Here is a 12,627-nt window from a genome sequence, read left to right on the forward strand (position 1 = left end):
AACGGGACCATACGATAACGCGCACAGCAAGGATCTTATCGTGGTGACCAATGCAATCTGCGGCTTGCTATTGATCCCGCTTCAGCTAGTCATTGGTCTAGTCAAGTTTTTATACCAACCTCTGTTGGAAATCTTGTGCGGCTCGACGAAGAGCCGGCGAACGGGATGCCGATCAGCGTGCTCTTGATCGCCGCGACTGCTCGCGATCCAGAGCATAAACCGGTTTGGTGATGTCGAACTCGGATCTGAAACGGCTCGGTTCGGCTTCGTCTGGTTTAGACCGCCAGACTATGTGTAGCCCCGCTCCGAGTAAGGTGAGCGTCGAAGATCGATGCGACGCTCCGGGCCAGGAACTCTGCGCCACCGGCTATCGAAAGCCGGCTATCATCCATCACCACGACGCCATCGGCGATAAGGCCGTCGAGGCGAGAACGATCAACGACGGCCAAGCTTGGATCCCGGCCGTAACGACGGGATGTCTCGGAAAGATCGACTGTCAAATCGCACATGATTCGTTCGATAATCTCGGCGTGGAAGCGATCGTCGTCAGTCAGTAAATAGCCCTTTGCGATGGCCAGCCGATCCTCGCTGATGCGAGCGAGGTAGTCCTTCGTCGGGACGGCGTTCGCGACAAAGCCCTGTTGCATACGGCCGATGGCGCTGGCGCCCAGACCAATCAAGGTGTCCGCGCTATCGTCAGTGTAGCCCTGGAAATTGCGCCTCAACCTGCCTTCCTGGCTCGCCAGGGCGAGATTGTCGTCCGGTAGGGCGAAGTGATCGATTCCGACGCGGACATATCCCGCATCAACCAAAGCTTCCGTGATCGTTTCGGATTGGACGTGGCGCGCAATGCTGTCGGGCAGGGTGGACGCATCGATCAGACGTTGATGCTTCTTGAAGGAAGGAATATGCGCGTAGCCAAAGGCCGAAAACCGGTCCGGATGAAGCTCGAGGCATCTGGCGACGGTATCCAGGCACGAAGCGACCGTCTGCCGGGGCAGGCCATAGAGCAGGTCGAAATTGATACGTTCGACGCCGGCACGGCGCAACCGATCGACCGAGGTCGCGGTCTGTCCGAAGCTCTGCAGACGGTTGATGCCCTGCTGAACAACTGGATCGAAGCTCTGGACACCAAGGCTCGCCCGGTTGACCCCGCAATAGCCAAGAGCCTCGGCCATCGGCTCGCTCAACATGCGTGGATCGATCTCTACGGCGATCTCGGCATCAGGCAGGACCGCGAATGAATGGCGCAACGAACCGACCAGATCAGCGAACGTTTCAGGTGTCATGATCGTCGGGGTGCCGCCCCCGAAGTGGATATGAGTGATCGGTTGCCGTCGGCCAAGGGTTTCTGCAACGAGGTAAGCTTCGGTCCGCAGTCCCGCTGCATAGAACGAGATCGGCTCCTGGCGCTTCGTGACAGAAGTGTGGCAGCCACAATACCAGCACGTGCGTCGACAAAACGGCACGTGCACGTAGATCGATGCGGATTGCTGCGCGCCCAACGACTTGAGCCACATTTGATAGTCGGATTCGCAAATCGAAGCTGAGAAATGGGGGGCCGTCGGATAGCTGGTGTAGCGCGGCAGCCGTTGCTGCCCGTAGGCTTGTGCCAAGTCCGGTCGCATTCAGAGTGCCTTTCTTCCCTGGCCAACCGATTACCGGACACGCGGCGGATAGGCTTTGCGCTGGCTCAAAATATCCGCGTTGTTGATGGCGATAGCGGCCCTAAAGCCAAGATTGGTAGGGCATGCCGGCAACGTACGCATCGCACTTTGGATCGCGATGAAGGTCCTGCCCTCTTCCGGGCAAGAAGAGGTCCAGCAGTGCCGCAACGATCGATCGCGGTCGGTCGGTGGACGTAAGGGGCACTCATATTACGTAATATCACTGGGGCGCTGGTCGAGCGGTATTGCCAATTGCCCGCGCGACGTTCACGTCACGGGACCAGCCGGACCCCGGCCGTGCTGTTTGCGAAGGGACCGGCTGCAAGTGATCATCGGGCGCGGATGTCGCGCTGGCCGCGCGCGGCGTACGCGCCAGAAGGACTGTCACCTTCATTTCAATGAGATGAGCATGACCTGCACGGCCCGGCGTGCAGAGTCAGTGATCAATTACGGTCCATCGGCTTTGGCGCCATCTGGCGGCTTGCCGGCCATTGCGGACGAAAACGCCACCGAACTCCGTTCGGCTTCAGCTTCTTGCTCTAATTGTAGAATATGCGCTCTTAGTGCATCGGAAGTCGCTTCCGCCGTCTCGCTGAACAGCAGATCCCCATGATCAGTGCGGGCGGAAGCGATTTCCGTCCAATCCTCAGCCGATAGAGCCTTGACGGCGGCGGGGAAGAAATCTCGCTCTTCCCACATCATGTGGTGCCGCTCCCGCAATATAAAGTCGCGTACGATGTTACCGACGTCTTGTCGAAGGATTTCACGATCCGCGAGGATAGCATCGATAGCTTGAGCAAAATGGTGCAGGCGGTCGATGACTTCCTGGTGTTCATGCGCGAGATCGCCGACGATTGCAGCCGCATCCGGATCGCGAGTTCTAAGCTTGGAGAAAATCAAATCTTCCTGAGGATGATGGTACACCTCCGGGTAAACCTCGAAGTAGCTGATAATCGCGCGAATGACCTCATAGTCAGGACGGGCCCCATGCTCAAAGATCTCCAATTCACGTTGGAGGGCGACCAGAAGTAGGTCAATATTGCGATGCTCTCGAAGCAAAAAATCGATGATCATTGCGGTGCTCCAGGGCGGAACAATGTAAGCGAGCGATCCTGCCATCTGTGCGCGATCGCCCAAGCCGATGTTCGGGTGTCGTTCACGTGCTGCGATCCGTCGGCGCTGATCGGTGCAAGGAAGTCCGCGCATTTCACAGCGCTTCTTGAGCTTAGCCCAAGTTCTGTGCAACGTGGCTCGGCAGTTTGTCGTTACGTAACTCGATTCGGCGCAAGGTCGGCAAGGCAATCACGCCATTCTGCTCGAGTTGAGTGAGGGTGCGCGAGACCGTTTCGATCGTCAAGCCAAGATAGTCGGCAACATCCTGCCGTGACATCGGCAGCTCGATCGCAGCGTTCTTCGTAGTACGACGAGACATATCGAGCAGAAATGCCACGACCCGCTGTTCAGCGCTGCTGATCAAAAGCATCAGATGCTCCTGAAAGCGGCGGAGCTCAAGCGCCATCGCGTCCCAGAGCTGCCTTGTGAGCTCGCAATCTTGGCTGGCGCGAACGATGAGGGCGCTGCGCTTCACCATCAAAAGGTGCGTCTCACAGACCGTCTCCGCCGAAGCGATATGGCTGTCTCCGGCCTCAAAGCCGAAGATGTCACCGGGCAGATAAAACGCACCAATCTGACGACGCCCATCTTCCATAATCTTGTAGGTTCGTACAGCACCCGATACCACCTGGTATAGGTGTTCGGCTGCTTCGTCCTCGCCGTAGATCTCGCTATTGCGAGCGAACCGCATCGGGGTCGCAACCATACCAAACGGTCCATAGGTACGAGATTGCCTGCACAAGACGCTGCTCGGATGATGGCTGATCTCGTGAATACTTGTGGCCTGAGCGTACATGGCGGACTCGATCTTCGAAACGTCAATGGAGCGGAGATTGGCCGCTTCTGATGAACTGGAAAATTTCGATGTTTCCCCTAAGTAGAACCCACTAAGTATTTATACGTATGCCGTGAGAAGAATTCTCGATGGGGGCGACGCAGCCTTTCGGTATCTCGAATGCGGCTCAAAGCCGACCAGCCGCGTTTGAATGAGGAAGCTGCATTCTGACTTGGCCGTTCGGCTTGAAGTTGAGCTCGGGCATCCTCGGGTGGGCGGTGACCAGATTGTCCCGCTCCTCTAGACCGGCAGCCTACGTGCAACGTTCGAAAACCGCGGCGCATGTTCAGCGGTTTCGCCCCGCCTCGTCGATGGAGCGACGGCGGGCCCGCGAAAGCCGGGACAAACGGCGCTCCTGTTCTCCAGATCGGCGGGCGGCTGGTGCCTTGCCCCGCGCCCATCGACTGGGTCCGGGGCGCATCTGGCGGCATATCGCATCTATATTTCTTGCCTTCAGTGCGACATCAAAACCGGAATGACGTTTGCACGAAGCAGATTTCCCGAAATGCCACCGAGCAGCCTTTCCTGCAGCCGAGAGCGGACGTATCCGCCCATCACCAGCAGGTCGAGGCTTTCGTCCGCCACAAGCGACAGGAGGGCGCGGTGTACCGACTGGGGTGCTGGGAGCGACACGATCTTTGCAGGAAGGCCCGACCTTTCAAGATACCGTCCCAAATGGTCGGCGGAGCTCTCCGCCGGGACCTTGTGCGCATCAGTCATCGCGATGATGGTCAGCGCGTCCGCTTCGCGCAGCAGCGGCATCGCGTCGTGCAACGCGCGGGCCGCAAGGCGGCTGCCGTCCCAGCAAATCCCAATTCGTCTGGCCGAAAAAGAGCCGTGGATGACGCTTGGCAGATACAGAACTGGCTTGCCGGCCTGGAGCAGGACGTCCTTGGGAATAACGTTGTCATAGCTCTCGTAGCCGCTCTGGGGCTGCGTGACGATAGTCATGTCGTGCACTCGCGCGCTGGCGCAGATGCTTCGACGCGCCTCCGCTGGAACCGCACTGAGCGCGCGGCTCGCATAGGATATGCCGGAGCTCCTTGCCCGCAGATCAAAGACACGGAGTGCCGCTTCGGCTCTCTCCAACGCACGCGCCTGCTCGATTTCAAAGACCGAAGTGACGGCCACCCCGCTGAGTGCGGCGAGCGGAATAATGGTCCTCTCATAACCGATGGCCACAACGTCAAGATGCGCGCCCGTGCTCAGTGCGAAGGAAATCGAACCGTTCACCGCGGCCCGCACCGGGAGCTCCGTGGGAAGATGGACCAATATGTTCCCGAACATTGCCGTTCTCCGGGCGTGAAAGGATTGCTGCCGATCGGAGCACAAATCTGGGCCGGACAATTGATCTGCTTCATACGCTCGCCGATTTAGTTAGGCAGGATCAAACCGGCCACGGACAGTTCGCGCAGAGTCCGATGCCAAGTAGAAGCAGCATGGCATGTGTTGCATCGCTCATGTCAACTGCGAATCCTGCACGATTCGTGCACAGCGATTTTTGCTGCACAGATTAGGGGGCGGCCCGAGATCGCGGATGCCGTCGATTCTCCCCGTTGCCTGCTCGACATTCACCCTCATCGACAACAGGTACACTGAGAGGATCGCCAGTACGGAAGATGATGTGCGGCTGGTTAGTCCGCGGTCAAGCCGAATACGCCAATGCTCAAGCCTCTCCAACGGCTGCCGGGGGATCAATCAGCAACATGAGAGGACATTGTCGCAGACGGAGAGCGGGCGCAGCGCGACGTGCGGGTGCATCGTTCGCTGGGCTCGTCTTGATTTTCTCCATTGCCGGTCTGTGGCCTATGCTCAAGGCTCCGCTGGACAATGCGTTTTTAAGGCGCGCCATGCTCGCGATTGAGGATCATTCCTGGACGAATTCTCCAAGATCTTTCGAGCCCTTGTTCGTCGCCTGGACCGTGCCGCTCGCGCCCCTGCTAGAATCCTGCGGCGATGGCAATCCGCATCAACTCAGACATGCTGCGTACATTGGTCTTGGCCATCAGGTTGGCGCGATAAACCTCGACCGTCCGGGGGCTGATGCCAAGATCATGGGCGATTACCTTGTTGATCTTGCCGGCTAATAGTCCCTGCAGGACGTCACGTTCGCGCGACGAGAGGTCGGCAAGGCGCCCTTCTGCCTGCAGTTTCGCTGCGTCATCGTCTGGCTTCGTTGGCCGCGCTTCCAAAGCAGCGTTGATGGCACGCAACAGCACCTCATCCTCGAACGGCTTCTCGATGAAATCGACCGCACCCGCTTTCATCGCTTCAACTGCGAGTGATACATCACCATGACCGGTTATCAGGACGACCGGACAGTCGAGGCGATCGGCCTTCAGCTTGCGGACCAGTTCGAGGCCGCTCATTCCTGGCATGCGGATGTCTGATACAACGCAGTCGATCGGACCGCTTGCAATGTCATTGAGAAACTCGGTCGCGGTCTCGTAGGTTGCTACCCAGAAACCACTAATATCAAGCAGAAACGCCAGCGAATCCCGCATCGCGGCTTCATCGTCGATCACAAGAATGCGCCGCCCGGTCATGCTTCTTCACCGACGTCCGCAAATGGCAGCGTGAACTGAAAGATCGTGCCGCCACCCGGATTTGCTTCCGCCACGATGTGGCCGCCATGGGATTCCACGATTGTCCGGCAGATTGATAGTCCAACACCCATGCCGTGTTCCTTCGTCGTGACAAAGGGTTGGAACAGGCGGTCGGCGACATCAGGGCTGATACCGGAACCCGTATCAGCAACGGTAAACCTGGCGAGACCATCGACCTTGCTGACTCCGACGGTCAATTCGCGGCGCGGACAGGAAGCCATCGCCTCGATCGCGTTGCGTATCAGGTTCAGAGCGACTTGCTGGATCTGGATCTTATCTACGATCATTGACGGCAGATCGCGGTCGCTGCGCATTGTCACCCGCACGCCTTGCTCCTTGGCGCCGAGCAGGGCCAGCGCTACAGCCTCTTCAAGTAGCGTGAGCGGATTTTCCACAGAATGCTGCGTCTCGCCTTTGGCAACGAACTCCCGCAAGCGCTTGATGATATCGCCGGCGCGCAGAGCCTGTTGGACGGCGTGTTCGAGTGCATCACCAATGCGATTGGCGTTCGGCTTGTCTGACGCCAGCAGAGCCTTTGCGCCGCGCATATAGTTTGTGATGGCGGAGAGCGGCTGGTTGATTTCATGGGCAATAGACGATGCCATCTCACCCATGGCTGTTAGCCGCGACACATGGACGAGTTCGGACTGCAGCTCCTGCAGCCGCCGTTCCTGCGCCCGCCGTTCGGTTAAGTCTCGGATAAAGCCGGTGAAGAAGCGTTCGCCGCGCACTTTGGCCTCGCCGACGGCAAGCTCCATCGGAAAGGTCGAGCCGTCGCTCCGCTCGCCCACCACGATGCGACCGATGCCAATGATGCGCCGCTCGCCGGTGGTCAGATAACGTTCAATGTAGCGGTCATGCTCGGCCCGGTAGGGCTGCGGCATCAACTTGGATACAGTCTTTCCAACCACTTCGTCCGGCAACCAGCCAAATAAACGCACTGCCGCGGCGCTGAACGAGCGAATGATACCCTTCTCGTCAATGACGATCATGGCTTCCGGTACGGTGTCCAGGATCGACTGCAGATGAGCTTGCCGATACCGCGCCTGCTCCGATTCCTGCCGCAGCCGGTCGCCCATGAAGCCAAGCATGGGACCTAGTACCGCAAATGCGGCAATATCGATCATGTTTGCGGAAACGGTGATGAGGCTTTTCCCAAGAAATGCCGCGCTGATGACGAGGCAGAGCAGGGTCGCGAAGCTCGCTGGTCCGCGGCCGCCGGCGAAAGCGGCAAAAACGATCGCCGGAAGGTAGATGATCGTAAATGAGCGGTCATCGAGATACGGATTGAGCGCCGCGCGGAGCACGAGGGCGAGCGCGGCGGCTGCCGCGGCAGTACCATAGCGATACCAGATGTGGTCGGACATATTTGCCGGCAGACCCTCTTATGAGATCGATCCTACATCGTTTGGCCGCGGGAGGGCCACCGGAGGCAGATGCGCGTCAATTCGCGCCGTTATATTGTTGCAGGATAGCCATCGCTATTTGAACCAAATGCGCCAGTGCGTGGGCTGCACAGCGACGTGTTCTCCGGTCTTCGCCTTGATCCAGCCGCCAAAGATGCGGCGGCAAGGGAAGACCAGCCGATGAATGGTATTACCCTCGATCACGCCAATCTCAAGGTCGCGATCGAAGGGCGCCGTCTCGATCCGCTCCCACGTCACGTTGCCATTAGATCCTGGACGGTGTTCATCGCCGCCGACTGACAAATTCAAGTAACCTTTCAGACAGTACGAACCACATCGCTTGTCCGCCCCGCGACCTGGTTCAGCCCAATATTGCGCAGGCGGCGCGCGGTTCGATCGCAGCAGTCGCCGCCTCGGGTCTGTCGGCGGAGGCATCGTCGAACCCATCGTGCTGGGTCATGGCCCTCTTGCCGATCCAAATATCGGGATTGATGCTACGAAGCACCTTGCCACCTTCGGTCGAACTGATTCGAACCTGCTCAAGCCTTCCCCGGTTGGTCATGATCGGGTGTTTGCAGAAACTGGACTGGACCGCGGCCCACAATTGAGCCCCTCGCCGAGCGAGTTTCGCCGTGGCCTGTCATATCGAACATCCTTTGTTGGTGGGACATCTCCTTGCTACGGCGTCGGTCGTGGGACGGATCGGCTAGCTGCGCTCGGCCCCGCGCGTCGGGCCGGTCCGCGGGTCGATGACGTGGACACCATCGCAGGCGATGCAGGTTACCGGGTGCAGGTCGTTGGCGCTTGGCTCGACTGCGTCGTTCGGCAGCAGTGCTTGAACACGGTCGCCCGTATTTGAGCACGAAAAGATGATGGGGCGCCAAGTCTTTCTGTGAGCCATATGTCTGACCTTGACTGGAGATCGTTTCTATCGCTCGGCCGCCGCTGAAGTATTGATCCAGGTCAAAAAAAGCGATGCGCGTCTAGAACGACCGACGGCGTATGGCTGCCGCGAGCAGGACAGGGGCCAAACATGTTCCCGTTCAGATGATTTGCTCGCCTCGCGCCTTGATCCCGACAAGCCCTGGAACGGCCGGATTGATGGAAATCAAAATAGAGGCGATGCAATCATGCGAATGTTGAAGCGCACTGGACGCGCATCGGACCATGACACACGTGTCATCAATGATGCGAGAGGCGCAAAGGAGACCCTTAGTGATTGCTCGCCTCGCATTGTCGGTGGTCTTGCCGGCGCTGATCGCAGCCATAGGCTTTGGCGCGGAAGCCCTGAACCTTGGCCTTATCGAAACCTTGGCTGCGGCGAGCTTGGTCATCGGCTTTGCCATTGCGGCGGCAGGGTGGGTCGTCAGGCGCGAGATAGGGGCGGTTCGCCCCATTTGCTCACGATCACGGGGACGCAGGTCTGGCTAACGACATGCCGGGCCGCCAGCACGCGTCAGAACAGTCTCTGTCACGGTAAGTGACCGATTACTTTGGATGCTGCTTGAGACAAATCAAATACTCTCCGCGCGCTAATGGCAGAATAGGCACGGATAAGCAAACCCACCGCAAGAGGGTAGTCATGCCTTCATTTAACGTTCGCTTCATTAAGACCGTCTGTGACGATACCGGCCACGAGCATCGTGCCTGTCAGGCAGCGTTCAAGGTCGATGCCGCATCGCTGAGTGCTGCTGCACAGCAAGCGGAGAGCGACTTTTGCAAGCAAAAAGGTGTCCGCGATTGGACCATTTTCGCGGATGCGATGGAGCTTCGAACCCCGCCTGCGTTGCCCCCGGCATGGGGCGGCTAGCCTGAGTTCGGCTAGCGCAGGTCCTTGCGAATTTCATGGCGATGGTCAATCCGCGAGTTCAAGCGCGATCTTTTAAAACATCGCGCCGAGTCGATTCGAAGGAGCTCGCGATGCTGTCGCTAATGCGGCAGGCGGGCTGTTGCCCGCAACACGAAATGGGCCTCGGCGCAGTCTCGCAGGCGCCCCGGGGTAGAGCGATCCGGATCGAACGATTTGCTCTTACATTTGATGCAGGTCAAAAACAAACCTGCCTCCAGCAGCTATGGCTGCTTCGAGGGACATGACACATGGTCAGCCAACCTGCACATATCGGTAGTCCTTGGCGGTTTAGGAATTTGCTCAGCCGATTGCGAGCGAGCCTGTCTCGGACGTCCGAGCTGGCTTGCTTGAGCCCGCAGGACATCGATGCGATCGCGCGCGAGCTTAATCTGTCTACATCCGCTTTTCGAACCCTGGCACAAAGTCCGGGCTCTCCCGAACTCTTGAGCAAGCGCCTCGCACTTGCCGGTTTTTCCGAGCATGCGCTTGCCGCCCGCCATGGCGACGTACTGCGCGATCTGCAGCGAGTATGCGGCCTATGTCAGGCCAAAGCCCGTTGCGTCGCCAACCTCCAAACAGGGAACTATCGAAATCCGCTGAAAGACTGCCCCAACGAACAAACCCTGCGCGCGCTCGGTCGTGAGGTCGACGACGGCCTCCCGCAGCGCTTTTGCGATTGATGAACCCAATCGCTTAGCTCGCCGGAAATAATTCCCCAAGCATCCCGCTTTCAAAGAAGGCCAAGCCATGACAAGCCCATCCTTTGCCTCGAAATCCACGACGATGGGTGAAGCAGGCCTGATGTCGGTATTTGCAGTTTCTGCCTACGTCTTCTTTTTCGCCGGAGCGATGGGGCACGATTCTGCGTTTACCTTCCACGCATTGCTGGCTTCCGCCGCCAGTCTGACCGCAACGGGCGTCATCCTCAATCGCTACTACGAACGGCCGGCGCAATTACCGCCGGCGCAGATCAATGGCCGACCGAACTACAATCTCGGTCCGATCAAATTCGCCTCGGTGCTGGCGATGTTCTGGGGCATTGCAGGCTTTTCCATCGGTCTGCTGATCGCCTCGCAACTTGCCTGGCCTGCACTGAATTTTGATTTGCCCTGGGCGAGCTTCGGTCGGCTCCGGCCCTTGCACACATCGGCTGTGATCTTTGCGTTCGGCGGAAACGTGCTCATCGCGACCTCGTTCTACGTCGTGCAAAAGACCTGCCGCACCCGCTTGGCTGGCGATCTGGCGCCATGGTTTGTGGTCGTTGGCTATAATTTCTTCATTCTGATCGCAGGCACTGGCTATCTGTTCGGTGTCACCCAGTCGAAGGAATATGCCGAGCCGGAGTGGTACGCCGATCTCTGGCTCACCATTGTCTGGATCACTTATCTCATTGTGTTCGTGGCGACACTGTTGAAGCGGAAGGAGCCGCATATCTTCGTCGCCAACTGGTTCTATCTCGCCTTTATCGTCACCATTGCGGTGCTCCACCTTGGCAACAATCCCGCATTGCCGGTATCGGTGTTCGGTTCGAAATCCTACATTGCCTGGGGCGGCGTGCAGGATGCCATGTTTCAGTGGTGGTACGGCCATAACGCGGTCGGCTTCTTCCTGACCGCCGGCTTCCTGGCGATCATGTACTACTTCATTCCGAAAAGAGCCGAACGGCCGGTCTATTCTTACCGTCTCTCAATCATCCATTTCTGGGCGCTAATCTTCCTCTACATCTGGGCCGGACCGCACCATCTGCACTACACCGCCCTGCCGGACTGGACGCAGACGCTGGGCATGACGTTCTCGATCATGCTGTGGATGCCCTCATGGGGCGGCATGATCAACGGCATGATGACGCTCTCGGGCGCCTGGGACAAGCTCCGCACCGACCCGGTACTTCGTATGCTCGTGGTCTCGGTTGCCTTTTACGGCATGGCGACATTTGAAGGTCCCACCATGGCAATCAAGGTCGTCAACTCGCTTAGCCATTACACGGACTGGACGGTCGGCCATGTGCATTCGGGCGCACTGGGCTGGGTTGGCTTCGTATCATTCGGCGCGCTGTATTGTCTGATTCCCTGGCTTTGGAATCGACAGCTGTATAGCCTCAAGCTCGTCAACTGGCACTTCTGGATCGCCACGATCGGGATCGTGCTCTACATCTCCGCGATGTGGGTGTCCGGCATCCTGCAGGGGCTGATGTGGCGCGCCTATACTTCGCTCGGTTTCCTCGAGTACTCGTTCATCGAGTCGGTCGAGGCCATGCATCCCTTCTACATCATCCGTGCCGCGGGTGGCGCACTGTTCCTGATCGGCGCGCTGATCATGGCCGCCAATCTCTGGATGACGGTGAATGCGCGGGAAGCTGATCAAATCCAGGACGCTCGAGCGCTCCAGGTCGCGGAATAGGTCATCGCATGTCGCTCTGGAACCGACACAAGATCTTTGAGAAGAACTCGATCATCTTAATCGCTGGCATCCTTGCCGTGATAGCGATCGGTGGCCTGGTCGAGATCACGCCGTTGTTCTACCTCAAGAGCACGATCGAGGCGGTGGACGGCGTGCGGCCGTATACGCCGCTCGAGCTTGCCGGCCGCAACATCTACGTACGCGAGGGATGCTATGTCTGTCACTCGCAGATGATCAGGCCGTTACGCGACGAGGTCGAGCGCTACGGGCATTACTCGCTGGCCGCTGAGAGCATGTATGACCATCCGTTTCAATGGGGCTCGAAGCGGACTGGCCCGGACCTCGCACGTATTGGCGGGAAATATTCCGATGAATGGCACGTCACGCATTTGACCAATCCGCGCGCGATCGTGCCGCAATCGGTGATGCCGGGCTATCCGTCGCTGGCGAACACCGAGGTCGACCTGACCGACATGGTCGCACATCTGCGCACCAATCGGGCGATCGGCGTCCCCTATAGCGAGGACCAGATCAAGAACGCTGTCGCCGACATGAAGACGCAACTCGATCCTGACAGCGCGAACGTCGAATCGTTCCAGGAGCGTTACCCGAAGGCCGCTGTGCGCAATTTCGACGGCAGGGCCGGCAATCCGACTGAACTCGATGCGCTCGTCGCCTACCTGCAGATGCTCGGCACGTTGATCGATTTCAAGCTCTACGACGAAAAAGCCAATCTGCGCTGAAGGATCCT

General features: G+C 58.5%; 12 protein-coding genes. 4 read left to right on the plus strand and 8 right to left on the minus strand.

What is annotated here, in order from left to right:
• Window positions 1-275: 275 nt before the first annotated feature.
• From hemN to XI02_RS12165, 8 genes are all read right to left on the minus strand, one after another.
• On the minus strand, window positions 276-1,628 hold the full coding sequence (hemN, locus tag XI02_RS12130) for an oxygen-independent coproporphyrinogen III oxidase (RefSeq protein ID WP_026192392.1): 1,353 nt from the start codon (window positions 1,626-1,628) through the stop codon (window positions 276-278).
• Between the two features lie 486 nt (window positions 1,629-2,114).
• A complete protein-coding gene (locus XI02_RS12135; protein ID WP_035632897.1) occupies window positions 2,115-2,741 on the minus strand; it encodes a hemerythrin domain-containing protein in 627 nt (208 codons plus the stop codon).
• Between the two features lie 151 nt (window positions 2,742-2,892).
• Entirely contained in the window at window positions 2,893-3,576 is a 684-nt protein-coding gene (locus XI02_RS12140; RefSeq protein WP_233475709.1) for a helix-turn-helix domain-containing protein, read from the minus strand.
• A 492-nt stretch (window positions 3,577-4,068) separates the two neighbouring features.
• Entirely contained in the window at window positions 4,069-4,902 is an 834-nt protein-coding gene (locus XI02_RS12145; RefSeq protein ID WP_016841970.1) for a universal stress protein, read from the minus strand.
• A 653-nt stretch (window positions 4,903-5,555) separates the two neighbouring features.
• Window positions 5,556-6,161, minus strand: a complete 606-nt coding sequence (gene fixJ, locus XI02_RS12150; RefSeq protein ID WP_016841969.1) for a response regulator FixJ — start codon at window positions 6,159-6,161, stop codon at window positions 5,556-5,558.
• Window positions 6,158-7,588 carry a PAS domain S-box protein gene (locus tag XI02_RS12155; protein ID WP_016841968.1) on the minus strand — a complete coding sequence of 477 codons (1,431 nt, stop codon included), beginning with the start codon at window positions 7,586-7,588 and terminating at the stop codon, window positions 6,158-6,160. The genes fixJ and XI02_RS12155 overlap by 4 nt, the downstream gene beginning before the upstream one ends.
• A gap of 400 nt (window positions 7,589-7,988) precedes the next feature.
• Entirely contained in the window at window positions 7,989-8,189 is a 201-nt protein-coding gene (locus tag XI02_RS12160) for a hypothetical protein (protein WP_018270235.1), read from the minus strand.
• 481 nt (window positions 8,190-8,670) lie between these two features.
• Window positions 8,671-8,961 carry a hypothetical protein gene (locus tag XI02_RS12165; RefSeq protein WP_125459131.1) on the minus strand — a complete coding sequence of 97 codons (291 nt, stop codon included), beginning with the start codon at window positions 8,959-8,961 and terminating at the stop codon, window positions 8,671-8,673.
• Between the two features lie 248 nt (window positions 8,962-9,209).
• Between XI02_RS12165 and XI02_RS12170 the strand changes: the two genes are divergently transcribed.
• The 4 genes from XI02_RS12170 to ccoO all read left to right on the plus strand — a co-directional run bounded on the left by XI02_RS12170 (window position 9,210) and on the right by ccoO (window position 12,619).
• Window positions 9,210-9,437, plus strand: a complete 228-nt coding sequence (locus tag XI02_RS12170; protein WP_075968369.1) for a hypothetical protein — start codon at window positions 9,210-9,212, stop codon at window positions 9,435-9,437.
• Between the two features lie 386 nt (window positions 9,438-9,823).
• On the plus strand, window positions 9,824-10,156 hold the full coding sequence (locus XI02_RS12175) for a hypothetical protein (protein WP_125459132.1): 333 nt from the start codon (window positions 9,824-9,826) through the stop codon (window positions 10,154-10,156).
• Between the two features lie 67 nt (window positions 10,157-10,223).
• Window positions 10,224-11,876 carry a cytochrome-c oxidase, cbb3-type subunit I gene (gene ccoN / locus XI02_RS12180; RefSeq protein ID WP_026192393.1) on the plus strand — a complete coding sequence of 551 codons (1,653 nt, stop codon included), beginning with the start codon at window positions 10,224-10,226 and terminating at the stop codon, window positions 11,874-11,876.
• A gap of 8 nt (window positions 11,877-11,884) precedes the next feature.
• Complete coding sequence (gene ccoO, locus XI02_RS12185) at window positions 11,885-12,619, plus strand: cytochrome-c oxidase, cbb3-type subunit II (protein WP_194483400.1); 735 nt, start codon at window positions 11,885-11,887, stop codon at window positions 12,617-12,619.
• Window positions 12,620-12,627 lie beyond the last annotated feature (8 nt).

This window comes from Bradyrhizobium sp. CCBAU 21365 (assembly GCF_015291305.1).
Lineage (GTDB): Bacteria > Pseudomonadota > Alphaproteobacteria > Rhizobiales > Xanthobacteraceae > Bradyrhizobium > Bradyrhizobium elkanii.

Bases quoted from the DNA above. Each gene is read 5' to 3' on its own strand.
- hemN (WP_026192392.1), bottom strand. From the start codon at position 1,628: ATGCGACCGGACTTGGCACAAGCCTACGGGCAGCAACGGCTGCCGCGC.
- XI02_RS12135 (WP_035632897.1), bottom strand. From the start codon at position 2,741: ATGATCATCGATTTTTTGCTTCGAGAGCATCGCAATATTGACCTACTT.
- XI02_RS12140 (WP_233475709.1), bottom strand. From the start codon at position 3,576: ATGTACGCTCAGGCCACAAGTATTCACGAGATCAGCCATCATCCGAGC.
- XI02_RS12145 (WP_016841970.1), bottom strand. From the start codon at position 4,902: ATGTTCGGGAACATATTGGTCCATCTTCCCACGGAGCTCCCGGTGCGG.
- fixJ (WP_016841969.1), bottom strand. From the start codon at position 6,161: ATGACCGGGCGGCGCATTCTTGTGATCGACGATGAAGCCGCGATGCGG.
- XI02_RS12155 (WP_016841968.1), bottom strand. From the start codon at position 7,588: ATGTCCGACCACATCTGGTATCGCTATGGTACTGCCGCGGCAGCCGCC.
- XI02_RS12160 (WP_018270235.1), bottom strand. From the start codon at position 8,189: ATGACCAACCGGGGAAGGCTTGAGCAGGTTCGAATCAGTTCGACCGAA.
- XI02_RS12165 (WP_125459131.1), bottom strand. From the start codon at position 8,961: ATGACCAAGCTCGCCGCAGCCAAGGTTTCGATAAGGCCAAGGTTCAGG.
- XI02_RS12170 (WP_075968369.1), top strand. From the start codon at position 9,210: ATGCCTTCATTTAACGTTCGCTTCATTAAGACCGTCTGTGACGATACC.
- ccoN (WP_026192393.1), top strand. From the start codon at position 10,224: ATGACAAGCCCATCCTTTGCCTCGAAATCCACGACGATGGGTGAAGCA.
- ccoO (WP_194483400.1), top strand. From the start codon at position 11,885: ATGTCGCTCTGGAACCGACACAAGATCTTTGAGAAGAACTCGATCATC.